At 67.2% G+C, this 25,218-nt stretch carries 20 protein-coding genes; 11 read left to right on the top strand and 9 right to left on the bottom strand.

The window, feature by feature from the left end:
* The 7 genes from ACI2KK_RS17850 to tagH all read right to left on the bottom strand — a co-directional run bounded on the left by ACI2KK_RS17850 (position 1) and on the right by tagH (position 9,614).
* Positions 1-720: a PP2C family serine/threonine-protein phosphatase gene (locus ACI2KK_RS17850; RefSeq protein WP_217841338.1), complete on the bottom strand. Its 720-nt coding sequence runs from the start codon at positions 718-720 to the stop codon at positions 1-3.
* Positions 717-1,373, bottom strand: coding sequence for a type VI secretion system-associated protein TagF (tagF, locus tag ACI2KK_RS17845; protein ID WP_404669899.1), 657 nt, complete (start codon positions 1,371-1,373; stop codon positions 717-719). The genes ACI2KK_RS17850 and tagF overlap by 4 nt, the downstream gene beginning before the upstream one ends.
* Complete coding sequence (gene tssM, locus ACI2KK_RS17840; RefSeq protein ID WP_404669898.1) at positions 1,370-4,876, bottom strand: type VI secretion system membrane subunit TssM; 3,507 nt, start codon at positions 4,874-4,876, stop codon at positions 1,370-1,372. The genes tagF and tssM overlap by 4 nt, the downstream gene beginning before the upstream one ends.
* Positions 4,873-6,168, bottom strand: a complete 1,296-nt coding sequence (locus ACI2KK_RS17835; RefSeq protein WP_404669897.1) for a DotU family type VI secretion system protein — start codon at positions 6,166-6,168, stop codon at positions 4,873-4,875. Before ACI2KK_RS17835 ends, tssM begins: the two co-directional genes overlap by 4 nt.
* A 202-nt stretch (positions 6,169-6,370) precedes the next feature.
* Complete coding sequence (gene tssK, locus ACI2KK_RS17830) at positions 6,371-7,705, bottom strand: type VI secretion system baseplate subunit TssK (protein WP_404669896.1); 1,335 nt, start codon at positions 7,703-7,705, stop codon at positions 6,371-6,373.
* A 15-nt stretch (positions 7,706-7,720) separates the two neighbouring features.
* Entirely contained in the window at positions 7,721-8,212 is a 492-nt protein-coding gene (gene tssJ, locus ACI2KK_RS17825; protein ID WP_404669895.1) for a type VI secretion system lipoprotein TssJ, read from the bottom strand.
* Between the two features lie 43 nt (positions 8,213-8,255).
* On the bottom strand, positions 8,256-9,614 hold the full coding sequence (gene tagH, locus ACI2KK_RS17820; protein ID WP_404669894.1) for a type VI secretion system-associated FHA domain protein TagH: 1,359 nt from the start codon (positions 9,612-9,614) through the stop codon (positions 8,256-8,258).
* 397 nt (positions 9,615-10,011) lie between these two features.
* Here tagH and tssA point away from each other — a divergent pair, with 397 nt between their 5' ends.
* The 11 genes from tssA (at position 10,012) to ACI2KK_RS17765 (ending at position 22,625) form a co-directional block, all read left to right on the top strand.
* Positions 10,012-11,049 carry a type VI secretion system protein TssA gene (gene tssA, locus ACI2KK_RS17815; protein WP_404669893.1) on the top strand — a complete coding sequence of 346 codons (1,038 nt, stop codon included), beginning with the start codon at positions 10,012-10,014 and terminating at the stop codon, positions 11,047-11,049.
* Positions 11,050-11,121: 72 nt separating this feature from the next.
* Positions 11,122-11,637: a type VI secretion system contractile sheath small subunit gene (gene tssB, locus ACI2KK_RS17810; protein ID WP_404669892.1), complete on the top strand. Its 516-nt coding sequence runs from the start codon at positions 11,122-11,124 to the stop codon at positions 11,635-11,637.
* An 11-nt stretch (positions 11,638-11,648) separates the two neighbouring features.
* Entirely contained in the window at positions 11,649-13,142 is a 1,494-nt protein-coding gene (tssC, locus tag ACI2KK_RS17805) for a type VI secretion system contractile sheath large subunit (RefSeq protein WP_404669891.1), read from the top strand.
* 93 nt (positions 13,143-13,235) lie between these two features.
* Positions 13,236-13,724 carry a type VI secretion system tube protein Hcp gene (locus ACI2KK_RS17800; RefSeq protein ID WP_217841329.1) on the top strand — a complete coding sequence of 163 codons (489 nt, stop codon included), beginning with the start codon at positions 13,236-13,238 and terminating at the stop codon, positions 13,722-13,724.
* A 70-nt stretch (positions 13,725-13,794) separates the two neighbouring features.
* The gene (locus tag ACI2KK_RS17795) at positions 13,795-14,229 is read left to right on the top strand and encodes a type VI secretion system amidase effector protein Tae4 (protein WP_404669890.1); all 435 of its coding nucleotides are present in this window, start codon (positions 13,795-13,797) and stop codon (positions 14,227-14,229) included.
* The gene (locus ACI2KK_RS17790) at positions 14,226-14,636 is read left to right on the top strand and encodes a hypothetical protein (RefSeq protein ID WP_404669889.1); all 411 of its coding nucleotides are present in this window, start codon (positions 14,226-14,228) and stop codon (positions 14,634-14,636) included. The genes ACI2KK_RS17795 and ACI2KK_RS17790 overlap by 4 nt, the downstream gene beginning before the upstream one ends.
* Positions 14,630-15,145 (top strand): type VI secretion system baseplate subunit TssE, encoded by a 516-nt coding sequence (gene tssE, locus ACI2KK_RS17785; RefSeq protein ID WP_217841328.1) that lies wholly within the window; start codon positions 14,630-14,632, stop codon positions 15,143-15,145. The genes ACI2KK_RS17790 and tssE overlap by 7 nt, the downstream gene beginning before the upstream one ends.
* The gene (gene tssF / locus ACI2KK_RS17780) at positions 15,142-17,004 is read left to right on the top strand and encodes a type VI secretion system baseplate subunit TssF (RefSeq protein ID WP_404669888.1); all 1,863 of its coding nucleotides are present in this window, start codon (positions 15,142-15,144) and stop codon (positions 17,002-17,004) included. Before tssE ends, tssF begins: the two co-directional genes overlap by 4 nt.
* A 14-nt stretch (positions 17,005-17,018) precedes the next feature.
* A complete protein-coding gene (tssG, locus tag ACI2KK_RS17775; protein WP_404669912.1) occupies positions 17,019-18,017 on the top strand; it encodes a type VI secretion system baseplate subunit TssG in 999 nt (332 codons plus the stop codon).
* Positions 18,010-20,685: a type VI secretion system ATPase TssH gene (gene tssH, locus ACI2KK_RS17770; RefSeq protein WP_404669887.1), complete on the top strand. Its 2,676-nt coding sequence runs from the start codon at positions 18,010-18,012 to the stop codon at positions 20,683-20,685. Before tssG ends, tssH begins: the two co-directional genes overlap by 8 nt.
* Positions 20,686-20,696: 11 nt before the next feature.
* Positions 20,697-22,625, top strand: coding sequence for a type VI secretion system Vgr family protein (locus ACI2KK_RS17765; protein ID WP_404669886.1), 1,929 nt, complete (start codon positions 20,697-20,699; stop codon positions 22,623-22,625).
* Positions 22,626-23,448: 823 nt separating this feature from the next.
* Here the strand turns inward: ACI2KK_RS17765 and mutM are convergent.
* Both mutM and ACI2KK_RS17755 read right to left on the bottom strand, forming a co-directional pair.
* Positions 23,449-24,261: a bifunctional DNA-formamidopyrimidine glycosylase/DNA-(apurinic or apyrimidinic site) lyase gene (gene mutM / locus ACI2KK_RS17760; protein WP_369989160.1), complete on the bottom strand. Its 813-nt coding sequence runs from the start codon at positions 24,259-24,261 to the stop codon at positions 23,449-23,451.
* Between the two features lie 3 nt (positions 24,262-24,264).
* Positions 24,265-25,083 carry an HDOD domain-containing protein gene (locus tag ACI2KK_RS17755; protein ID WP_369992083.1) on the bottom strand — a complete coding sequence of 273 codons (819 nt, stop codon included), beginning with the start codon at positions 25,081-25,083 and terminating at the stop codon, positions 24,265-24,267.
* Positions 25,084-25,218: the final 135 nt, after the last annotated feature.

Genomic DNA, 25,218 nt, shown 5'->3' with positions numbered 1-25,218 from the left:
TCAGTTGGCCTTCACCACCACGGCGGTGATGTTGTCGGGCGCGCCGCGGGTCAGGCCCAGGTGCACCAGGCTGCGCACCACCTGGTAGGGGTCGGCGTGGCCGAGCACATCGGCGATTTCATGGTCTTCGGCGGTCTTGTTCAGGCCGTCGCTGCACAACAGGTAGGTGTCGCCGGGCTGCACCTGCAAGGCCACCGACTGCAATTCGAAATGCTCCTCCACGCCCAGGGCGCGGGTGACGATGTTGCCGCGCGGGTGCACCCGCGCCTCGGCCTCGCTGAGCAGGCCGCTGTCCTGCAGCTCCTGCACGTAGCTGTGGTCGTGGGACAGGCGCTCGATGCAGCCATCACGCAGGCGGTACAGGCGGCTGTCGCCGGCCCACAGGCCGATGGCCAGCTCGCCGCGTGCGGCCAGCACCACCACGGTGCTGCCCATCATCGCCACGCCGCGGCGGGCGGTTTCGTCACGCACGGTGCGGTTGACCCAGGCCAGGCCGTCACGCACCTCGTCGGCGAATTCTTTCAGCGAATCGAGCATCGGCAGGCTGCGCAGGCTGTCCACGGCCAGGCTTGCCACATAGTCGCCGGCAGCATGCCCGCCCATACCGTCGGCCACCGCCCACAGGCCGGCCCAGGTCAGGTCCAGGCAGGCGTCTTCGTTGATCTTGCGCACCATGCCGACATGGCTGTAGCTGGCGGCGCTGTATTGCATGTCGGTCATCCGATCGCAGCCTCGCTACCCAATAAAAAGCCGGCGAAATCCGCACTGCGCGGCAAGCCCGCACAGCGCATCAGCCCCGGGGCAATGCGTTCCGAACCCCGGCCCCACCACAAGCTCATGCCCTCGCAGGCGCACTCGGCCAACGCCAGCGCTCGCCCCTCAGGCGAAGTCGCGTCCAGCCGCTGCAACCCACCAAAGGTGTTACGCGGCCCTTGTAGGAGCGGCCTTGCGTCGCGAAAAGGCTGCAAAGCAGCCTCAAAACTCTCGAAGGCAGCATCCGGCTCAAGCGTCGCCAACAACACCTGCTCGACGCCCTCAAACCACTCATCCCCACCCGCCACGACACTGGCCAACGACTCCCCCGCCCCCAACACCTGGGCCACGGTCAACGGGAAATACCGCCCCACCCGGTCGATGCTCGGCATCAGCACGCCCACCACGGCGTCCGGCCCACACACCCCCGGCGCCAAGGCAAAGCGCCACAACGGGCTGACCAGATACGCCTCGAGCCAATGCTCCCCGAGGCCCTGCTGGCTGGCCTGAAGCCCCGCCGCCAGCCACTGGTCCCAGGGCTGGATGAAGGTCTGCGGCAGGCCACGGCTGACGAAGTCGCCACGGCAGGCCAGTTTTCCGTAGAAGCCAAGCTCGTTCACAGGCGCTCCGGCAGGCTGAAACCGCTGACCACTCGGCTGCGGAACGGGTTGAAGGCGCTGCTGGCACGCAGCTCGTAGGACACGCTGGCGCCATCGACGCGCAGGCGCAGGTTGAAGCGCTCGGGCGAGTTGCCGGCCACCAGGTCCGACTGGTCGAGCAGGCGGAACCACGCCCACGGCCCTTCCACGGTCAGCCCGGAGCGGCCGCTGGCCAGTGGCGGGGTCACCGACAGGCGCACCACGCCGATGCTGTTGGGGTTGGGCCACTGCAGCGCCACCGGGCGGCTCGGGCCGTGGTCGTAGCTGACCTGCTGGCCGTCGAGGTCGAGCAGGAACTGGGTGATGCTGGCGTCCATCGCCACCGGCTTGAGCTCGAAGCGCACCCCCGGTTGCAGGCCGCTGGTGTTGCGGAAGAACGCATCGCGGATGCTCGCCGCGCGCTGGAAGGTGCCCAGCACGTTGCTGTTGATGCCGAGCTTTTGCGCCGCACCCGGCTGCCAGCTCCAGGGGCTGCTGGAGGTGTTGACGTAGGGCTGCAGGTACTTGCGGAAGTAGTTGTCCATCACCCCGCCAACGCCGAAGAACTGGCCGAAGTCTTCCAGGGTGGCGTCCCGCGAGCTGCCGGCCACCAGCGGGTAGCGGCCGCTCAGGGACTGGCGGTAGACGTTGACCACTTCGCTGGTCCAGGCGGCGTTGAGCTGGCTGCGCACCCCGCCCATGACGATGTTGTGGGTCGAGCCCAGCACCGAGCTGACCAGGTTCTGCACCACCTTGGGCTGGCGCGCCGCGCCCAGGGCCACCCGCTGCGCGGCAGCCTGGGCCTGGTTCTTGGCCTCGCCCAGCAGCGCATCGCCACTGGCCCCGACCATGGCGCTCACCTGCACGTACAGCGCGTTCAGGTCGGTGAGCAAGCCGTCGATGGCCGCTGGCTGGCCTTCGCCGGTTGCAACCAGCGCGGCCACTTCGGCGAAGTGCTCGGTGACCGGGTCCAGCTGGCGCGCGGCCGGGTTGTCGCTGGCCAGCGGCGTGTCGCCCAGCAGGCCGCCCAAGCGCTGGCGCAACTGGTCGACGCCGGCCTGCTCGGCCTTGTCCTTGACCTTGTCGAGGGTGGTGGGCTGGGACAGGTCGGTTTCATGGGCCACCGCCTGCAGCAGTTTTTTCATCGGCGAAGTCGGCCCGGACAGCACCCGCAGCACATCGGCGGCCTGGCCGACGCTGGTGATGGGCACAAAGTCCAGGTCGGCCAGCAGGGCATCCCAGTGGCGGATGTAGTCCTGGTAATACAGCTGCAGCACGTCGTCGGCCAGGCGCTTGGCATCACCCGCCTCGCCCGGTTCGCGGCCCAGCACCCAGCGCTCTTCGGCCAGGGTGGTGGCTTGCGCAAGGCTGGCAGCCAGGAACGCCTTGCGGTAGCCCTCGACGCTGAAGATGCCCGGCAGCGGCTCGCTCAACGGCTTGCCGCTCTTGAAGCGGAACACCAGCGCAGCATCGCGCCCGGCGGCGTCGCTGACGCGAAAATCGCTCACGCCAGCGGGCAGCTTCTGGCGTTTGACCCGGTCGTACACACGCTGGGCCACCGGCAGCTGCTGCAACTGGCGGCGGGTGTCGTCGATCAGGCGCTGGTCCAGGCGGGCGTTGGGCGGGCGCTTGTCGAACAGCGCCGCCAGGTGCTGTTCCAGGGCCTGGCGCATGTCCGGGGCCAAGTCGCGGGGCAGGCTGCGCTCCCAGTCCAGGGTGACCCAGGCCTTGATGAAATCGGCGTCGTAGTGCTCGCCGTCGGCCAGCATCAGGTAGGCCTTGAGGCCTTCGTACAGGTAGTCGGAGGGGCCGCCGGCGTACAGCTGCTCCTCGATGCGGGTGACCAGGCGCGGGGCGAATATGGCAATCAGCAGCTTGCGGTACACACTTTGCGATTCGCCTTCGAGCATGTCGCCCTGGTACAGGCCCAGGCCCTCGGCCCAGCCGGGCGGGTCGTCGGCCAGGCGGCGCACGGCGTTGAGCAGCGGCAGCACCTCGAGCACGTTGCGCTGCGCCGGGCTCAGCTCCTGCACGCTCTTGCCCACCGGCTTGAGGCGGCTGTCCACCTCGGCGATGTACTGCTGGTTGGCGCGGTAACTCACCGCCCACAGGCTACCGACCACCAGCACCAGGGCCACGCTCAGGGCCAGAGCGCCACGGGCCAGCCACTTGCGCCGCTGCTCGACCTTCGGGTTGCTGCCCACCAGGCCCCGCTCGGCGAAAGCCACGGCGCTGAACAGCTTCTCGATGAAGTAGCTGCGCCCGGTGCCGTTCTGCCGCGCCAGGTGCGCGCGGTCCAGGCCCATGCTCTGGGCCATGCTGCCGATCAGGCGGTCGATGGGGCTGCCTTCCTGGGTGCCGCTGGTCAGGTACACCCCGCGCAGCAGGGCGCGCTCTTCGAAGGCGTTGGGTTTGAACACGCCGTCGAGGAAGCTTTTCAGGTTGCCGCGCAGCGCCGCGAACTGCTGCACGAAGCCATACACCAGGTCGCGCCGCGCCGGGTCGCGCTCCTGTTGCAGGCGCTCGACCAAGCGCTGGTTCAGGCGTTGTTCGAGCAGGCCGAACTCATTGCTGAACTGCGCCAGCGGGCCGTCGCCGTGCTGGCCGTCGTCCAGGGCGAAGGTCATGCCCCACACCTGGGCGCGCTCTTCCTTGCCCAGGTTGTCGAAGAACTCCATGAAGCCCGGCACCAGGTCGAGCTTGGTCAGCATCAGGTAGATCGGGAAGCGCACCCCCAGCTGGCTGTACAGCTCCTGGATACGGGTGCGAATGGCTGCGGCATGGGCGGCGCGCTCGGCGTCGCTGCCCAGCAGCAGGTCAGACAGGCTGATGGCGATGAACGCGCCATCAATGGGGCGGCGCGAGCGCTGGCTCTTGAGCAGGTCGAGAAAGCCCAGCCAGGCGGCCTTGTCCACTTGCGCATGGCTGTCCTGGGTGGTGTAGCGCCCGGCGGTGTCCAGCAGCACGGCCTGGTCGGTGAACCACCAGTCGCAGTTGCGCGTGCCGCCCACGCCACGGATGGCGCCCTCGCCCAGTTGCGCGGCCAGCGGGAAGTGCAGGCCGGAGTTCACCAGCGCGGTGGTCTTGCCCGAGCCGGGCGGGCCGATAATCACGTACCACGGCAGCTCGTACAGGTTGCGCCGCTCGTCACCGCCCAGGCGCGCTTTTTTCAGCAGCACCAGGGCTTCGTCCATGCGCTGGCGCAGGGTGGCCAGCTCTTCGGCGGTGGCCACGCTGGCAGGGTCTGGCGCGGTTTCGGCGGCCAGGCTTTCCATCACCTTGGCAGCCTGGCGGCGGGCCTGGATCACCCGCCACACGCGATAGCCGATCCACACCGCGAACAGCAAGACGATCAGCACCACCCGCGGGGTGGCCGGCACCAGCGCGTCCAGCAGCGGGCCGACGAACCAGATGATCAGGCTCAGGGCCAGCAGGCCGAGTACCGGGATCACCCAGCGAATGACAAAACTGAAAAACGCCTTCACTCGACGCCCTCCGCCAGAACGGTGATTTCAACCCGGCGATTCTTCGCCCGGCCCTGGGCGCTGTCGTTGGACGCCAGCGGCTCGGTGTCGCTCAGCCCTTGCGCGGTGAAGCGCTGCGCCTGCCCGGTGCGGGCGGCGAGGATGTCGCGCACCTCCTCGGCACGGGCCTGGGACAACGCCCAGTTGGACGGGAAGCGGATGGTGGCGATGCGTTGGTTGTCGCTGTGGCCAGTCACCTTGACGTTGCCCTTGACCTTGCCCACTGCCTCGGCGATGCGCAGCATCAGCGGCTCGAAGTCGCCCTTGATGCTGGCGCTGCCGCTGGCGAACAGCTCGTCGCCACGGATGGTCACCACCGAACGGTCCACCGCATCTTCCACGGCGACGCGCCCGGCCTTGATTTCGTCAGCCAGGAAGCCCGCCAGGCGCGGGCGTTCCACTGGTTTGGGCTGCACCACCGGGCGGTCCATGGCCTGCACCGGGATTTCGCCCAAGGCGTGGATGCCGCGGAACACCGGCTCTGCGTCAGAGGCCAGCTTCAGGCGCAGGCCGAACAGCACCAGCAACAGCAGCGCCAGGGCGATGGCCAGGCCAACCCACGGCGGCACGAACTGCGCCAGGCGGTCGCGGGCCACGGTCACGCCGCGCCAGTGCGGCGACAGCTCACGCTCCACGTCGCCGCGGGCACTGCGAATGGCCGCCGCAGTGCGCTCGCGCAGGGCTTCGAGCTGGGCGCGGCCGCCGTTCATTACCCGGTAGCGGCCTTCAAAGCCCAGGCTGGTGCACAGGTACAAAAGCTCCAGCAGGTTGATGCGCTCACGCGGGCTTTGCAGGCAGTGCTCCATCAGCTGGAACACCTTTTCGCCGCCCCAGGCCTCGTTGTGCACGGTGATCAACAAGCTTTGCTTGCCCCAGTCGCTGGCGCTGCCCCAGGGGGTGCTGAGCACCGCTTCGTCGAGGGCGGTGCACAGTGCGTAGCGGGCCAGCAGCACTTCGTTGCGCGGCACGCCGCCGGCTTCGGCGCGTTCCTCGAACTGGCGCAGGTAGGCCAGCAGTTGCGCGCGCAGGCTGGCCGGCGCCGGGTGGGCGATGGTGTTGCGCAGGCGGGTGAGCAGCGCCAGCAGGGGGCCAGCGGCTTGCTCCAGGGGGTTCAGGCCTACCGCCTGGCCGGGGGCCAGGGGTTCGGCGGGGATGTTCAGCGGCGCAGCAGCTGCCTGCGGCTGCGCGGCGGCCGGCTGCGGGCCACGGCCACCGGGGCGCGGCATGAACTGGGTGCGGTCATCCGATTGCATCGCGGCTTAGTCTCCGGTCCGTGGAAGGGGGGTGGCACAGGGCTGCCCAAGGTCTGTTGGCCTGGCAAGGATCTGTAGGAGCGGCTTTAGCCGCGAACACCGGCGCAGCCGGTGCCATCCACCGTGTTGTCTGCTTCGCGGTGGTCCGGCACCCCGGTAAACCCGCTCCCACAGGATTGCGGCCATATCGAGCGCCATCGACTTACCCCCGAATCGCCCAGAAGGCCAGGTTCAACCCGGGGAACTCGCCGGCCATGTAGAAGGCAAAGCCGCCCGACTGCTGCAGCTGCTTCCAGTGCTCGCTACCGCGGTCCAGCTCGAAGTAGGTGGAACCTGCATGGAACGGGATCTGCCGTGGCGCCACCGGCAGCGGCAACAGGCCGATGCCCGGCAGTTGCAGGTTGACCAGGTCGCGGATGTGCTCCACCGAGCCGATCTTGCTCTGCTGGCCAAAACGCGCGCGCAGGGTTTCGCTGGGCACGTCGGCGCGTACCACAAGGATGAAGCTGGCGCTGTCCAGCAGGCTGCGGTCGGCGAGCATGCCGACGTGGATGCCGTAGGCTTTTTCCACCAGCGGGATGGCCACCGCCTTGCTGTCGATCAGCATCGACAGCGCCTCGCGCAGCGCCGCCATCACCGGGGTGAAGGTGGCGGCCAGGTCGTCGTGCTGGTACACCGGGTAGCCCTCGGGGCGCCGGCCATCACGGGTGAAGGTGGCGAACTCGCCGGCCAGGGCCACCAGCTCGCTGTACAGCCGCTCGGGGTGCAACGGGGTCAGCTGGTTGAGGTGCTCCACCAACGGCTGGGCGCGGTTGACCAGTTGCAGCAGCATGAAGTCGGCGATCTCCGAAGCGCCGCCGTTGGCCGAGGCCACCACACGCCCGGCCAGGGCCTCGCCGCGCTGGTGCAACAAGCCCAGCAGCTCGCCACGGAACCCCGACAGCTGGGTATTCGCCGTTACGTCCAGCAGCGGCGGGATATAGCGCTCGTCCAGTACCAGGGCGCGGTCGGCGCGCTTTTCGCGAATGCGCACCACACCTAACGCGGCGTAGTCGCTCAGCCCGTCCTCGGCGCGCAGCAGGCGCAGGGCGCGGCTGCCCAGGGCCAGCGGCGCGCGGTTTTCGAACGGGGCATTGTCGTCGCGCACTTCGCTGATACGGCTGACATAGCGCGCGCCATCGGCGGCCTCGCCGTCGTCGACGGTATCGCGGGCGCCGGCACGCTTGAGCGGCAGGCCCAGGTAGATCACCCCATCGCGCAGCTCGTCCGGCACCTCCAGCGGCGCTGGCGGCAGGTCGTCACGCGGGATGTCGAACGGCGTGCCGTCAGGCAACAGGCCGCGGGCGCTGAGGATCGCCAGCTTGCCCTGGGCCAGCAGGCCCTGGTCGATGAGCAGCTCGGAAAATCCCCAGGCGGCGGCGCTGAGCGGGCGGCTGCGGGCGTCGACGAAGTTTTCCAGGTAGCGGTCGTGCTGCTGGAAGTGCTGGGTCGTGATGAACATGCCTTCCGACCAGACCACGCGATTGTTCCAGGACATGAGGACTCCGATTGCCTAGCGGGCAGGCTCAGGTTGTGGGGTGGCCACGGCGCTGCGCACGGCACGCACATCGAGGCTGATCTGATAATCACGGGGCGGCACCGGCAGCACGCTGCGCCACTGGGCCTGGTCGATCTCGCGGTAGCCGACCACCAGGCCGAGCTGGCGGGTGGCCGGGTTCAGCGGGCGCTCCAGGCGCAGTTGTTCGCCGGGCTGCAGCAGCACTTCGTCCTGGTCGATCAAGTCGGCGCCCAGGGTGGCCTGGGCCCGTTCGGCCAGGGCGAAATAATCGGCGCGGGCAAAGGCTGCGCTGTTTTTCAGCTCGTACAGGCGCACCCGCACCGGCGCCGGGGTGCCGGTGGCGCCCGGGTTCAGGCCGGCGGCGGCGCTGAAATACAGGGTGATGCCGCTGGCAGGGTCTGCGGCGGCAGGTTCGACCGGCGCGTCCTTGCTGCAGGCGCCAAGCAGCACCAGGGCCAGGGCGGCGATCAGTCGTGTTGCGTTCATCCTCGTCCTCATGACGTGTCGTGTTCTTCCTGTGGGCAGGGCTTCAGTTGCGTTGCAGGCGGCTGCCGTGGGCCTCGTAGGCGCGGCTGAATTCGCGGCCGAACAGGTCCTGGAAGTCGTCCTCGGCCTCGCGGGAAATCTGCCCGTAAAGCTCGGTGAACTGCTGCCAGCAATGGGCCTGGCGCGAACCGCCGAACAGCTTGGCCAGCCCCGCGGCCGGGGCCAGGCGCTGCTCCAGGCGGGCCGGCTCGAAGCGCGTCAGCAGGTGCTTGATGGCCGCCTCCACGCCGGCCATCACCGCCAACTGGTGGGCGCGCAGGTCGTCAAAGCTGTCGCGCAGCGCCTGGTCGGGGGGCATGAACGCCTGGTTGCCGGGGCGCAGCAGCAACAGCAGCGCCTCTTCGGCATTGGGGGCGAACTTGAGCGGGTTGTTCTGTACCGGGGCGATGCTGGTCTGCTGCATGCGGAACTCGCCCTTGAGGCTGCTGCGCGCGCGCAGCACGTCGATCAGGCCCTCGACCATCAAGCGGTAGCTGCGGCCGATGGCCTCCATCTGCGCGGCGGCGTCCTGGGCGTCGATACGCAGGTGATCGATGCCGGCGCCGCGCAGGAAGGCTTGCAGCAGGGCATCGCTGCTGGCCGCCGGGGCGGGTGCAGGTGCTGGAGCCGGGGCTGGAGTCGGCGCGGGGGCGGCAACTGGTTCGGCGGCGCGCACCGGCTCCGGCATCGGCACTGGCGGCGCAATGGGCGCCGGCGTGCTGTCGAGCAGGTCCCAGTCCGCCGGGATCACGCCCGGCGCGGCAGGCGGCGCCACAGGTGCTGGCGGCGCCACCGGGGTGGGCGGGCGAAAATCATGCTGCTGGGCCGGCACGTGGTCCGGCTGGCTGGCCGGCGGCACACTGGCCGGGCCGAGAAAATCGAACAGGTCGGGCAACGTGTCGTGGCTCGACGCACCTTGCAAAAAGGCTGCCGGCGCGCCGGAAATCGGTGCAGCGGGGATGGCCGGCGCAGCCACCTGGTTGGCCATCAACGCTTCGAAGCTGTTGCCGTCGGGCTGGCCGCCGGTGGTGATGGCGTGGCCAGCGTCGATGCGCGCCTGGATTTCATACTCGCCAATACGGATAACTTCGCCGTCCATCAACGGCTCGCTGTTACCCCGGCGCAGGCGAATACCGGCGTTGAGCAATTCCACACCGTTGGTACTGTTATCGGTGAGGTAGTAACGCCCATCTTTGAACTGGATCACACAATGTTTCGACGACACCAGGCGCTCTGGGTCGGGAAGTACCCAGTCATTATCCGCGGCACGGCCAACAGTGATGGCACCGGTTTCCAGCAACTTCTCCGGGCATTGCCCGGGCGTGATCTTGTGGTAACTGGTGATAGTTAGGCAAAGTGCCATCATGCCTCCATGCATATATATGAAACACGCACCCATTCATTTGAATAGGCTTGCGAGCCCGCCCCCACCTAACGGCAGAAACCCCAGCAAACATTGGGGAATACACCGGCAAAGGGTGATTGGAAGGGCGTATTTAATCCTAGAATCGAGGCACTTTGATGGCACCCGACGCATGGACAACGCAGGCTGCCAAGTAGTTCACAGCCCTCACTCGCGGCGCGTAGCTTACCTTGACACTTGTTTACAAATAAACCATAAATGCGCAACTTCAGAGTGCCAAAGTGATATCACCTTGATATCAACTTCGCATTCTTTGACAAGTTTGTGCGCTTGTTCACAAAAGTAACTTGGCGCCAACAACTGCCCCACCACGGGCCGATATGGAGATCGAATTCTGGTGAACTCGCCGCAGTTGCTCGCCGCTGTTTCCGCCGACTTCCCCTGCGGCGAAGACCTCGAATACGACGCCGATTTTCTGCAACTGGAGCGCGATGCCCAGGGCCGCCCCGAGCGCGTGATGGGCGATGCCGTGCAAGCGGCCGAGCCGCCCCAGTGGCGCGATATCGAGCAGGCGTGCACCGGCCTGCTGCAACGCAGCAAGGATTTGCGCATCACCCACTTCCTGGTGCAGTCGAACCTGGCGCTGCACGGCCTGCCGGGCCTGGCGGCGAGCCTCGAACTGATCCGCGACCTGCTGGGTGAATACTGGCTGTACCTGCACCCGCAACTGGACGCCGCCGACGACAACGACCCCACCGTGCGGGTCAACGCCCTGGCCGGCCTGGTCTGCGACACCAACATCGCCCTGCTGCGCGACGCCGTGCTGGTGCGTTCGCGCGCCTTCGGCCCGGTGAGCCTGCGCGCCGCCCTGCATGCCGCCGGCGTGCAGCACTTTGCCAGCGAGCAACTGAGCGCCGAAGAACTCGCCGCCGCCCTGCGCGACGCCGACCCCGAGCAACTGCAGCAGTGCCTGCAAGCCCTGCAGGTGGCCCGCGAGGCCCTGGAGGCCATCGAAAGCCGGGTCAACGACCAGGTCGGCTCGGCCAGCGGCGTCGACCTCTCGGCCCTGCGCCAGCCACTGCGCCAGGTGCAGCAGGTGCTGGCCGACTACAGCCCGGAAGGCGCAGCGCCGCTGGGTAGCGATGACCACGCAACCGCCGACAGCACCAACGACGATAGCGCGCAAGCCCCCGCCGCCGCAGCGCCGCGCCCGGCCGCACGCCCAGGCGAAGTGAACAGCCGCGAGGACGTGCAACAAAGCCTCGAACGCCTGCTGCAGTACTACGCCCGCCACGAGCCCTCGAGCCCGCTGCCGGTGCTGCTGCGCCGGGCGAAGAACCTGGTCAACGCCGATTTCGCGACCATCGTGCGCGACCTGATCCCCGATGGCATGTCGCAATTCGAGAACCTGCGCGGCCCCGACGGCGACTACTGAACGCCCAAGGCCGCATAAAACCGAACGCCCGCAACGAACAGAGCCGCCGCAGCGGCGCCCAGGAGGAACAACGTGGCGAAAGACAGCTCCCAGAAATTCATCGCGCGCAACCGCGCGCCGCGCGTGCAGATCGAGTACGACGTCGAACTGTACGGCGCCGAGAAGAAGGTCCAGCTGCCGTTCGTCATGGGCGTGCTGTCGGACCTCGCCGGCAAGCCAGCCGAGCCGCTGCCGGCGGTGGCCGACCGCAAGTTCCTGGAAATCGACGTCGACAACTTCGACTCGCGCCTCAAAGCCATGCAGCCACGGGTGGCGTTCAACGTGCCCAACGAGCTGACCGGTGAAGGCAACCTGAGCCTGGACATCACCTTCGAGAGCATGGACGACTTCAGCCCGGCCGCCGTGGCGCGCAAGGTCGATGCCCTGAACCAGCTGCTCGAGGCCCGCACCCAGCTGGCCAACCTGCTGACCTACATGGACGGCAAGACCGGCGCCGAGGACATCATCCTCAAGGCCATCAAGGACCCGGCCCTGCTGCAGGCCCTGGCCAGCGCCCCGAAACCTGCCGATTCCGAGCCGAGCGCCTGAGGAGCCAGCCCATGAACGACCCATTGCGCGACACCCAGGCCCAGCCAACGGCCACCCAGGACCCAAGCGAGTTCGCAAACCTGCTGCTGCAGGAGTTCAAGCCCAAGACCGAACGCGCCAAGGAAGCCGTCGAGAGCGCCGTGCGCACCCTCGCCGAGCAGGCCCTGGCGCAGACCAACCTGGTGTCCAACGATGCCATCGGCTCGATCGAGCAGATCATCGCCGCCATCGACCAGAAGCTCACCGCGCAGGTGAACCAGATCATCCACCACGACGACTTCCAGCAGCTGGAAAGCGCCTGGCGTGGCCTGCACTACCTGGTCAACAACACCGAGAGCGACGAGCAGCTGAAAATCCGCGTGCTCAACATCTCGAAGAACGACCTGCACCGCACCCTGAAGAAGTTCAAGGGCACCGCCTGGGACCAGAGCCCGGTGTTCAAGAAGCTCTACGAAGAGGAGTACGGCCAGTTCGGCGGCGAGCCTTACGGCTGCCTGGTGGGCGACTACTACTTCGACCAGTCGCCGCCCGACGTGGAGCTGCTGGGCGAGATGTCGAAGGTGTGCGCCTCGATGCACGCGCCGTTCATCAGCGCCGCTTCGCCGACGGTGATGGGCATGGGTTCGTGGCAGGAGCTGTCCAACCCGCGCGACCTGACCAAGATCTTCACCACCCCGGAATACGCCGGCTGGCGCTCGCTGCGTGAATCGGAAGACTCGCGCTACATCGGCCTGACCATGCCGCGCTTTTTGGCCCGCCTGCCGTATGGCGCCAAGACCGACCCGGTGGAAGCCTTCGCCTTCGAAGAAGACACCGACGGCGCCGACAGCAGCAAGTACACCTGGGCCAACGCCGCCTACGCCATGGCGGTGAACATCAACCGTTCGTTCAAGTACTACGGCTGGTGCTCGCGCATCCGCGGCGTGGAGTCGGGCGGCGAAGTGCAGGGCCTGCCGGCCCACACCTTCCCCACCGACGACGGCGGCGTGGACATGAAGTGCCCGACCGAAATCGCCATTTCCGACCGCCGCGAGGCGGAGCTGGCGAAGAACGGCTTCATGCCCCTGCTGCACAAGAAGAACACCGACTTTGCCGCCTTCATCGGTGCCCAGTCGTTGCAGAAGCCGGCCGAATACGACGACCCGGACGCCACCGCCAACGCCAACCTGGCTGCGCGCCTGCCGTACCTGTTCGCCACCTGCCGCTTCGCCCATTACCTGAAGTGCATCGTTCGCGACAAGATCGGCTCGTTCAAGGAAAAGGACGAGATGCAGCGCTGGCTGCAGGACTGGATCCTCAACTACGTCGACGGCGACCCGGCGCACTCCACCGAGACCACCAAGGCCCAGCACCCGCTGGCGGCTGCCGAAGTGGTGGTCGAGGACGTCGAGGGCAACCCGGGTTACTACAACTCGCGCTTCTACCTGCGCCCGCACTACCAGCTCGAAGGGCTGACCGTGTCGCTGCGCCTGGTGTCGAAGCTGCCTTCGGCCAAAGGGGCCTGACCTTCATGGAGCATGCCCGCGCCCCTTGTGGGAGCGGGCTTGCCCCGCGATCGGCCATACCACCGTTAATCGACGAGAAACTCCGAGGACATCATGGCTGTAGATATTTTCATCAAGATCGGCGACATCAAGGGCGAGTCCCAGGACAAGGCCCACAAGGACGAAATCGACGTGCTGAACTGGAGCTGGGGCATGTCCCAGTCCGGCAACATGCACATGGGCAGCGGCGGCGGCTCGGGCAAGGTCAACATCCAGGACCTGTCGATCACCAAGTACATCGACAAGTCCAGCCCCAACCTGATGGCCCACTGCTCCAGCGGCAAGCACATCGACAAGGTCAAGCTGACCGTGCGCAAGGCCGGCGGTGAAAGCCAGGTGGAGTACCTGATCCTCAACCTCGAAGAGGTGCTGATCAGTTCGCTGAGCACCGGCGGTTCGGGCAGCGACGACCGCCTGACCGAGAACGTGACCCTGAACTTCGCCAAGGTCACCGTCGACTACCAGCCGCAGAAAGCCGACGGCAGCAAGGAAGGCGGCCCGGTCAAGTACGGCTGGAACATCCGCTCCAACGTCAAGATCTGATCGACCGCGCCCGCGTCGCGCCTGGGCACGGCGCGGGCTCCCCACGCGTCACCCGCTCACGGTGAACATCATGGCCAAGCCTTCTTTCATCAACCTGTGGAATGCCTACCCGAGCGTGTCCTCGCCCTGCGACGGCCCGTGGGACAACCAGTGTGCCATCCGCATGAGCATCGCGCTCAACGGCGAGATGAGCCTCAAGGTCAACAAATCGACTTATACCGAACCCAAGTGCGCCCACGGCCATGCCCGTGGCGCCGAATCCCTGGCCAACTGGCTGGAGACACGATTGTTCTACCCGCTGAAGATTGCTGGTACCGCCCAGGCCCGCGACGCGCTCAAGGCCAAGACCGGGATCATTTTCTACAGAGACTGCTTCGCCCGCGCCGGGCAGAGCCAGGAAAACCGCACGGGCGACCATATAGACCTGTGGAACCGCGGCCTGACCAAAGGTTTCTCCGACCAAAACTACCAGTCGAAGCAAGTCTGGTTCTGGGAGCTCACATGACCCGCGTGGCCCTCACGGGCACCCTGCTGCTGGCCCTTAGCGCCTGCGCCAACGCCGAATTGCTGAGCGAGGCCAACCTCGGCGGGCAGACCGTGAAGCTGAGCGAGAATGCCGGCCAGTGCGTGCTCGATCGTGGCGAACAGCGTCTGGCGCTGGACATGCAATGGCCCTGCGGCCTGAGCCCGGACCGCGCCGGCAAGGCCCGGGTCGAGCAGTTCAATGGCACGCCGATCGTGCTGGTGACCCACGTGCAGCCACACCCGACGCTCAAAGGCGAATGCCTGAAGACCTCGCGCGCCGTGCGCCTGACCCAGGCCGGCCTGGAGGCCTCCACGCCCGCGCCCAGCGCCTCGTGCGACACCGGCTTCGAAGACCAGAAAATGTTCACAGGGATGTTCCAGTGGTAGCCGAAATCGCCACCCGCGACCGCCTGCAGCCCTCGCTGCTCGATCGCCTCACCGACGACGACCCGGGCAACCCGCAGGAAGCCCCCGACAAGCGCGTGCTCAGCCTGCAGCAACTCAAGGCCTCGGTGCTGCGCGACCTGGCCTGGCTGCTGAACACCACATCATTGCTGGACAGCGCCGCCACCCTGAACACCCACGCCGGTGCTTCAGTGGTCAACTACGGCCTGCCCGCATTGGCCGGCAACAGTGCCTCGAACATCGACCTCACGGCCCTGGAGCGCATCATCCACCAGGCCATCGCCACCTACGAACCGCGCATTCTCGCCCACACCCTCAAGGTGCGCGCCCAGGCAGCGCCTGGCGAGATGAACGCCAACGCCCTGAGCTTCGAGATCGAAGGCGACCTGTGGGCGCAGCCGGCGGCGTTGCCGCTGCTGCTGCAGACCGACGTCGACCTTGAGTCCGGCCATGTGCGTGTGGCCCCCGCCGAGCGCCGGAGGCGTGCATGAACCCGCGCCTGCTCGAGCTGTACAACCAGGAACTGCAGCACATCCGCGAGGGTGCTGCGGAGTTTGCCAAGGAATACCCGAAGATCGCCGGGCGCCTGACGCTGTCGGGCATCGAGTGCGCCGACCCGTACGTGGAGCGCCTGCTCGAAGGCTTTGCCTACCTGACCGCGCGGGTGCAGCTCAAGCTCGACGCCGAGTACCCGACCTTCACCCACAACCTGCTGGAAATCGCCTACCCGCACTACCTGGCGCCGACCCCGTCGATGACCGTGGTGCAGCTGCAGACCGACCCCGACGAAGGCTCGTTGGCGGCAGGTTTCCAGCTGCCGCGCGGCAGCGTGCTGCGCGCCAACCTGGGCCGCAATTCGCAAACCCCATGCGAGTTTCGCAGCACCCAGGATGTAACCCTGTGGCCGTTGCAGGTGGCTCGCGCCGAATACTTCGGCAACCCCGGCGCGGTGCTTGGCCGCCTGGCCGCCAGCGAACCCAAGGCCCGCGCCGGCCTGCGCCTGACCCTGCGCAGCGGCGCCGAAATCCCGTTCAGCAGCCTGCCGCTGACGCACCTGCCGCTGTACCTGAACGGTGCCGACGAAACCCCGTTCCGCCTGTACGAGCAACTGCTGGGCGCTGCCTGCGCGGTGTTCGTGCGCCAGCCGGGCGCCGACTGGGTTGAGCGCATTCCGGTTGAGCAAGCCCTGCTGACCTGCGGCTTCGATGACGCCGAAGCGGCGCTGCCGGTGGTGCCGCAGGCGTTCCAGGGCTACCGCTTGATGCAGGAATACTTCGCCCTGCCGCAGCGTTTTCTGTTCGTCGACTTCGCCGGGCTGGAGCGTGCGGTCAAGCGCTGCGACGGCCAGGAGCTGGAAATTCTGGTGCTGTTCGAGCGCTTCGACCAGGCGCTGGAGAGCAGCGTCGGCGCCAGCCAGCTGGTGCCGTTCTGCACCCCGGCGATCAACCTGTTCCCGCGCCGGGTCGACCGCATTCACCTCACCGACCGGGTCAACGAACACCATGTGATCGCCGACCGCACCCGGCCCACCGATTTCGAGATCCACTCGCTGCAACAGGTGACCGGCCACGGCACCGGGCCGGACCAGCCGTTTCTGCCCTTCTACGCCGTGCGCGACCCGTCGCGCTATGGCCGCGACCAGGCCTACTACATCGTGCGCCGCGAGCCGCGGGTGCTGTCCAGCGAGCAGCGGCGCAACGGCACGCGCTCCAGCTACATGGGCAGCGAAACCTTCGTCAGCCTGGTCGATGGCCAGCAGGCACCGTACCGCCACGACCTGCGCCAGCTGGGCATCAGCGCCCTGTGCAGCAACCGCGACCTGCCACTGTTCATGAACGTGGGCGACGGGCGCAGCGACTTCAGCCTGGCCGACAGCGCCCCGGTTGCCGCCGTGCGCTGCCTGGCCGGCCCCAGCCGGCCGAAGGCCAGCCACGCCCACGACAACCGCGCCTGGCGCCTGATCAGCCAGCTGTCGCTGAACTACCTGTCGCTGGCCGAACAAGGCCAGGGCGCAGCGGCCCTGCGCGAGTTGCTGCGCCTGTACGGCGACCCGCATGACAGTGCCCTGCAGCTGCAGATCGACGGCCTGCGCGAAGTCAGCAGCAAGCCCTGCACCCGGCGCTTGCCGATGCCCGGGCCGATCGTCTTTGGCCGTGGCCTTGAGATCACCCTGACCTTCGACGAGAACGCCTTCCGCGGCACCGGGGTGTTTCTGCTGGGGGCGGTGTTCGAGCGCTTTTTGACCCGCTACGTGTCGATCAACAGCTTCACCGAAACCGTGCTGCGCACCAGTGAACGGGGCGAGATCATGCGCTTTACCGCCAAGCCCGGGCGCAGGCCGACCCTGTGAGTACCTTACAGGCCATGCAGGCCGAGCCCTGGGAGTACGATTTCTTCCAGGCGCTGCGCCGCCTCGAGGCAGAAAACCCCGAGCTGCCGCGCTTCGGCCACTCGCTGCGGCTGAGCGACGAGCCGGTGCGCCTGGGCCAGCGCCTGGACTGCGGCTTTGCCCCGGCCACCCTGGCCTCGGTGTCGGCAAGCGATGAAGGCCCGGCGCGCCTGGAGCAGTTCTTCTTCGGCCTGGGCGGGCCCAACGGCCCGCTGCCGCTGCACCTGACCGAGTACATGCGCGAGCGCCAGCGCAACCACGCCGACCCCACCAGCAAGCGCTTCCTCGATGTGTTCCACCACCGCCTGCTGAGCCTGTTCTACCGCGCCTGGGCCGAGGCCCGGCCCACCGTCAGCCACGACCGCCCGGGCGATGACTACTGGGCCGCGCGCCTGGCCGCGCTGAGCGGCCGTGGCCAGCCGGAGCTGCAACAGCAGGGGCCGCTGGCCGACACCGCCAAGCTGCACTGGTCCGGCCACCTGGCCGCGCAAACCCGCTACCCGGACGGCCTGTGCAGCATCCTGGCCGGTTACTTCGGCGTGCCGGTAAAGCTCGAAGAGTACGTCGGCCAGTGGCTGGAGCTGCCCGAGCGCAGCCAGCTGGGGGTGCGCGCCAACCGGGTTGGTGTCGACCTGTGCCTGGGCCGCTATGTATGGGACCGCCAGCACAAGTTCCGCCTGTGCCTGGGCCCGCTCAGCCTCGACCAGTACCACGCCCTGCTGCCCGGCGGCCAGGCGTTCGTCGAGCTGGCGGCCTGGGTCGCCGAGTACCTGGGCCAGGAGCTGGACTGGGACCTCAACCTGATCCTCGCGCAGGCCGAAGTGCCGGCGCTGCAACTCAATGCCGGCCAACGCCTGGGGTTCGATACCTGGGTCGGCCGCCCGTCGCACGATGCAAACGACCTGAAGCTTGCCCGGTACTACGCCGAGCAGCCGGTCGCCGCCCCCCACACAAGGAGCCAGGACCATGGGTGAAATCAGCCGCGCCGCGCTGTTCGGCAAGCTCAACAGCGTCGCTTACAAGGCCATCGAGGCCGCCACCGTGTTCTGCAAGCTGCGCGGCAACCCCTATGTGGAGCTGGCGCACTGGCTGCACCAGTTGCTGCAGCTGCAAGACAGCGACCTGCACCGCATCATCCGCCAGTTCAACGTGGAGCCGGCGCGCCTGGCCCGTGACCTGACCGACGCCCTGGACCGCCTGCCGCGCGGCTCTACCTCGATCACCGACCTGTCTTCGCAGGTGGAAGAGTCGGTGGAGCGCGGCTGGGTGTACGGCAGCCTGTTGTTCGGCGAAAGCCAGGTGCGCACCGGCTACCTGCTGGTGGGTATCCTCAAGACCCCGAGCCTGCGCAATGCACTGCTGGGGCTTTCCAGCGAGTTCGCCAAGCTCAAGGCCGAAACCCTGACCGAGCGCTTCGACGAGTACGTGGGCGACTCGCCCGAGAACAACCTGGCCGCCAGCGACGGCTTCAGCGCTGGCGTGCCCGGCGAGGCCAGCGGCGCCGTAGCGCCAGCGGCCATGGGCAAGCAGGAGGCGCTCAAGCGCTTCACCGTCGACCTCACCGAGCAGGCCCGCAGCGGCAAGCTCGACCCCATCGTCGGCCGTGACGAAGAGATCCGCCAGCTGGTGGATATCCTCATGCGCCGCCGGCAGAACAACCCGATCCTCACCGGCGAGGCCGGCGTGGGCAAAACCGCGGTGGTCGAGGGCTTTGCCCTGCGCATCGTCGCCGGTGACGTGCCGCCGGCGCTCAAGGATGTCGAGCTGCGCAGCCTGGACGTCGGCCTGCTGCAGGCCGGCGCCAGCATGAAGGGCGAGTTCGAACAGCGCCTGCGCCAGGTGATCGAGGACGTACAGGCCTCGCCCAAGCCGATCATCCTGTTCATCGACGAAGCCCACACCCTGGTCGGCGCCGGTGGCGCGGCCGGCACCGGTGACGCGGCCAACCTGCTCAAGCCGGCCCTGGCCCGCGGCAGCCTGCGCACCGTGGCAGCCACTACCTGGGCCGAGTACAAGAAGCACATCGAGAAAGACCCGGCCCTGACCCGCCGCTTCCAGGTGGTGCAGGTGGACGAGCCGAGCGAGGCCAAGGCCCTGTTGATGATGCGCGGCGTGGCCTCGACCATGGAAAAGCACCACCAGGTGCAGATCCTCGACGAAGCCCTGGAAGCGGCGGTGAAGCTGTCGCACCGCTACATTCCGGCGCGCCAGCTGCCGGACAAGTCGGTGAGCCTGCTGGACACCGCCTGCGCCCGGGTTGCCATCAGCCTGCACGCGGTGCCGGCCGAGGTGGACGACAGCCGCCGGCGCATCGAGGCGCTGGAGGTGGAGCTGCAAATCATCGCCCGGGAAGCGGCCATTGGTGTGAACACCACGCAGCGCCAGGCCCAGGCCGAAACCCTGCTGGGCGAGGAACGCGAGCGCCTGGCCCAGTTGGAAAGCCGCTGGGCCGAAGAGAAAGCCCTGGTGGATGAGCTGCTGGCCACCCGCGCAAAACTGCGCGAGCAGGTCGGCGTGGTGGACCGTGAAGTCGAGGTACAAGGCAGCCACGAGCTGCGCGAAAAGCTCATCGACCTGCAACAGCGCCTGAGCGCCCTGCAGGGCGAGAGCCCGCTGATTCTGCCAACCGTCGACTACCAGGCCGTGGCCTCGGTGGTGGCCGACTGGACCGGCATTCCGGTGGGGCGCATGGCGCGCAACGAGATCGAGACCGTGCTCAACCTCGACAGCCACCTGGCCAAGCGCATCATCGGCCAGGACCACGCGCTGAAGATGATCGCCAAGCGCATCCAGACCTCCCGCGCAGGCCTGGACAACCCCAACAAGCCAATCGGCGTGTTCATGCTCGCCGGCACCTCCGGGGTGGGCAAGACCGAAACCGCGCTGGCCCTGGCCGAGGCCATGTATGGCGGTGAGCAGAACCTGATCACCATCAACATGAGCGAGTTCCAGGAAGCCCACACCGTGTCCACCCTCAAGGGCGCCCCGCCCGGCTACGTGGGCTACGGCGAAGGCGGCGTGCTGACCGAAGCGGTGCGCCGCCGGCCGTACAGCGTGGTGCTGCTGGACGAGGTGGAAAAGGCCCACCCCGATGTGCACGAGATCTTCTTCCAGGTGTTCGACAAGGGCGTGATGGAAGACGGCGAAGGCCGCCAGATCGATTTTCGTAACACCCTGATCCTGCTGACCACCAACGCCGGCACCGAACTGATCGCCCGCACCTGCAGCGACCCTCAGTCCCTGCCCGACCCGGAAGCCGTAGCCACCTCGCTGCGCCAGCCGCTGCTGGAGATTTTCCCGCCGGCGCTGCTCGGGCGCCTGGTGACCATCCCCTACTACCCGCTCAGCGACGCCATGCTCAAGGCCATCACCCGCCTGCAGCTGGAGCGCATCCGCAAGCGCGTGGAGGGTACCCACAAGGTCGGCTTCGCCTACGACGACGGCGTGGTGGATGTGATCGTCTCGCGTTGCAGCGAGACCGAAAGCGGTGGCCGCATGATCGACGCCATCCTCACCAACGGCCTGCTGCCAGACATGAGCCGCGAGTTCCTGACCCGCATGCTCGAAGGCAAGCCGCTGGCCAGCGTGCGCATCAGCGGGCGCGACAACGACCTGCACTATGACTTCGGCACTGCCGACTGACGGGGCCAACGATGCTGTTCAAGCAGTTCACGCGCCTGGCGCAGATCAACAGCCCGCTGGGGCCGGACAAGCTGATTTTGGCCGAGATGGGCGGCAGCGAAGAGCTCGGCCGCCTGTTCGACTACGAGCTGCAGCTGACCAGCGACGACCCGGCCATCGACCTCAACCAGCTGCTGGGCAAGCCCATGAGCCTGAGCGTGCAGCTAGGTGTGGGCAGTTCGCGGCACTTTCACGGCATCGTTGCCCGTTGCAGCCAGTCGGTGGACCAGGGCCAGTTCGCCGCCTACCGGGTGACCCTGCGCCCGTGGCTGTGGCTGCTCAGCCGCACCAGCGACTGCCGGATCTTCCAGCACCAGAGCGTGCCGCAAATCATCAAGCAGGTGTTCCGCGACCTGGGCTTCTCGGACTTCGAAGACGCCCTGAGCCGCAACTACCGCGAACGCGAGTACTGCGTGCAGTACCGCGAGACCAGCTTCGACTTCGTCAGCCGGCTGATGGAGGAAGAAGGCATTTATTACTTCTTCCGCCACGAGCAGGAGCGCCACGTGCTGGTGCTGGCCGACGCCTATGGCGCGCACCAGAAGGCCCCGGGCTACGAGAGCGTGCCCTACTACCCGCCCGACGGGCAGCACCGCGAGCGCGACCATATCAACGACTGGCACCTGGCCCAGGAGGTGCAGCCGGGGTCGATGGAGCTCAACGACTACGACTTCCAGCGCCCCAGCGCGCGCATCGACGTGCGCTCGGCCATGCCGCGCCCGCACCAGGCCGGCGACTACCCGCTGTACGACTACCCCGGCGCCTACGAGCAGACCCAGGACGGCGAGCACTACGCGCGCACCCGGCTTGAGTCGCTGCAAAGCCTGCACGAGCGTATCGAGCTGCGCGGCAACGCCCGGGGCCTGGGCAGCGGCCACCTGTTCAGCCTCGAAGGCTTTACCCGCCAGGACCAGAACCGCGAGTACCTGATCGTCGCCGCCCGCTACTACGTGCACCAGGAGCGCCTGGAGAGCGGCGGCGGCAGTGGCGCGGCGCAGTTCGAGAGCAACCTCAGCTGCCTTGACGCGCAGCAGAGCTACCGCCCGGTCAGCAGCACCCTGCGCCCGATCGTCAAGGGGCCGCAGACCGCTGTGGTGGTGGGCCCGGCCGGCGAGGAGATCTGGACCGACCAGTACGGCCGGGTGAAGGTGCACTTCCACTGGGACCGGCATGACCAGTCCAACGAGAACAGCTCGTGCTGGATTCGCGTGTCCCAGGCCACCGCGGGCAAGAACTGGGGTTCGATCCAGGTGCCGCGCATCGGTCAGGAGGTGATTGTCAGCTTCCTCGAAGGCGACCCCGACCGGCCGATCATCACCGGGCGGGTGTACAACGCCGAGCAGGCAGTGCCCTACGACTTGCCTGGCAGCGCCACGCAAAGCGGCATGAAGAGCCGTTCGAGCAAGGGCGGTACGCCGGCCAACTTCAATGAAATCCGCATGGAGGACAAGAAGGGCGCCGAGCAGCTGTACGTGCACGCCGAACGCAACATGGACAGCGTGGTGGAGCAGAACCAGACGCTGTCGGTGGGCATCAGCCGGATCAAGACCGTAGGCCTGGTGGAGGTCGCCACCATCGGCCAGGACCGCATCCGCTCGGTGCGCCAGCACGACACCGTGCAGGTGGGCGGCAACAAGCGCGACAGCGTCGGCGCCAACTACGTGATGGACGCCGGCGACAAGATCCGCCTGGTGTGCGGCGAAAGCGTGATCGAGCTGCTGGCCGACGGCAACATCAACATCAGCTGCAAGAATTTCAATATCCATGCCGGCGAGAACGGCATCATCAACACCGGCGGGCAGCTCGATTTGAACCTCGGCGGCGGCCCGGAGGCCAAGATCTCCGGGCAAGGGGACAAGACCGAGATCAGCGAGCGGGTGGACAAGGTGTTCAAGAAGTAAGGCGCGGTGGATGGCACCGGCTATGCCGGTGTTCGCGGGCAAGCCCGCTCCCACAGGATTGTGCAAACCCCGGCTCCAGCGCCGTACCTGTAGGAGCGGGCTTGCCCGCGAAGCAGACGACGCGGTGGCTGGCACCGGCTATGCCGGGGTTCGCGGGCAAGCCCGCTCCCACAGGATTGTGCAAAACCTGGCCTCAGCGCCGTACCTGTGGGAGCGGGCTTGCCCGCGAAGCAGACGACGCGGTGGCTGGCACCGGCCATGCCGGTGTTCGCGGGCAAGCCCGCTCCTACAGGATTGTGCAAAACCCGGATCCAGCGCCGTACCTGTGGGAGCGGGCTTGCCCGCGAAGCAGACGACGCGGTGGCTGGCACCGGCTTTGCCGGTGTTCGCGGGTGAACCCGCTCCTACAGGATTGTGCAAAACCCGGCCCCAGCGCCGTACCTGTGGGAGCGGGCTTGCCCGCGAAGCAGACGACGCGGTGGCTGGCACCGGCTATGCCGGTGTTCGCGGGTGAACCCGCTCCTACAGGACTCTGCAAAACCTGGCTCCAGCGCCGTACCTGTGGGAGCGGGTTTACCCGCGAAGCAGACGACGCGGTGGCTGGCACCGGCTTTGCCGGTGTTCGCGGTGGTCCGGCACTCCGGCAAGCCCGCTCCCACAGGATTGTGCAAAACCTGGTCCAGCGCCGTACCTGTGGGAGCGGGTTTACCCGCGAAGCAGACGACGCGGTGGCTGGCACCGGCTCTGCCGGTGTTCGCGGGTGAACCCGCTCCTACAGGATTGTGCAAAACCCGGCCCCAGCGCCGTACCTGTTAAATGCGGTTCAACGTTGACAGCGCGGGCAGAACGCACTGGCGCGCTGGCCCAGGGTCACCGTGCGCAGCTCGGTGCCGCACACCTTGCACGGCTGGCCGCCACGCCCGTACGCGAACAGCGTCTGCTGGAAATACCCCGGCTGCCCGTCACCACCAATGAAATCACGCAACGTGGTGCCGCCCTGTTCGATGGCTGCAGCCAGCACCCGCTTGATCTCGATCGCAAGTTTCAGGTACCGCGCCCGGGAAATGCCACCCGCCGGGCGCCGCGGGTCGATGCCGGCGGCGAACAGCGCCTCGGTGGCGTAGATGTTGCCCACCCCCACCACCACGGCGTTGTCCATGATGAACGGCTTGACCGCCATCGCCCGCCCGCGTGACAGCTGGAACAAACGCTCGCCGTCGAACAGGTCGGTCAAAGGCTCCGGCCCCAGGCGCAGCAGCAGTTCGTGGTTGAGCGGGTCGAGGCTCCAGAGCATGGCGCCGAAGCGCCGCGGGTCGGTGTAGCGCAGCATCAGCCCCGACTCCAGCTCAATGTCCACATGCTCGTGCTTGCCCGCCGGCAAGCCCAGCTCGACCAGGCGCAAATTGCCCGACATGCCCAGGTGGCTGATCAAGGTGCCCACCTCGGCATTGATCAGCAGGTACTTGGCGCGGCGCTCGACACTGACGATGCGCTGCCCCGACAAACGCACGTCGAGGTCCTCGGGGATCGGCCAGCGCAGGCGCCGGTCGCGCACCACCACGCGGCTGACGCGCTGGCCTTCCAGGTGCGGGGCGATGCCCCGGCGGGTGGTTTCGACCTCGGGTAATTCCGGCATCGGTCAGTGCCCGCCCAGTTCGCGGATGTTCTGCTTGAGCTGCTCGAAGTCGTACTCGGTCAAGCCGATGTAGTCGAGCACCAGCGGGCCGACCACATTCCACTCGTGGTCCACGCTCTGATTGCCCAGCACCCGGTACGAGGCGCAGATATGCTCGGCCATCTTCAGCACCGCCAGCAGGTTTTTCAGCTGGGTCTGGGTGTTGCGCGAGGACTCGTCGCGGAACACCGCCAGGGCGTTGTGGTGGTTGGCGATGGCCGCACTGATGTGCTCCGGCAGGCGCCAGGACTTGGCGGTGAAATAGCCGACCACCGAGTGGTTGGTATTGAACGCGCGGTTTTCGGTGTCGACCACGCGGATTTCGTCACTGGCCTTGGCGTAGGACTCTTCCAGCACTTCCATGTAGTTGGGGAAGCGCTTGTGCATCAACGGCACGCCGCAGTCGTGGAACAGGCCCAGGGTGTAGGCCTCGTCCACGGCCTGGATGCCGGTGCGCTTGGCCAGGGTCAGGCAGGTCATGGCCACGTCCTGGGCGGTGTCCCAGAAGCGGTTGAGGGTGACGATGGTCTCGTCGCTCATCTCGCCGCGGATCGACTGGGCGTTGATCAGGTTGATGATCGAGCGGCTACCCAGCAGGTTCACCGCGCGCTGGATCGAGCCGATCTTGTTGGAAAGGCCGAACTGCGACGAGTTGACCAGCTTGAGCAGGGCACCGGCAAGGCCCGGGTCTTGCGAGATCAGCTTGGCGATGGTCTCCAGGTCCGGGTCGGGCATGTACTGCTCGAACTGCAGATCGACCATGATCTGCGGCTGCGGCGGGATGGTGATGCCTTGCAGGGCCTGCTGGATCTGTTCGGCGGTGAGTTCCTGGGACATGAGCACTTACTCCATGGGGACGGGGGATTCTAAACCCTGCAGTCCGCCAGGGCACCAATCAGTGGATCGTTGGTTCCAGGA

The sequence above is a fragment of the Pseudomonas sp. NPDC089406 genome (assembly GCF_044900265.1).
In the GTDB taxonomy this organism is placed as follows: Bacteria; Pseudomonadota; Gammaproteobacteria; order Pseudomonadales; family Pseudomonadaceae; genus Aquipseudomonas; species Aquipseudomonas fakonensis.
This window is presented reverse-complemented; position numbering and strand designations above follow the sequence as displayed.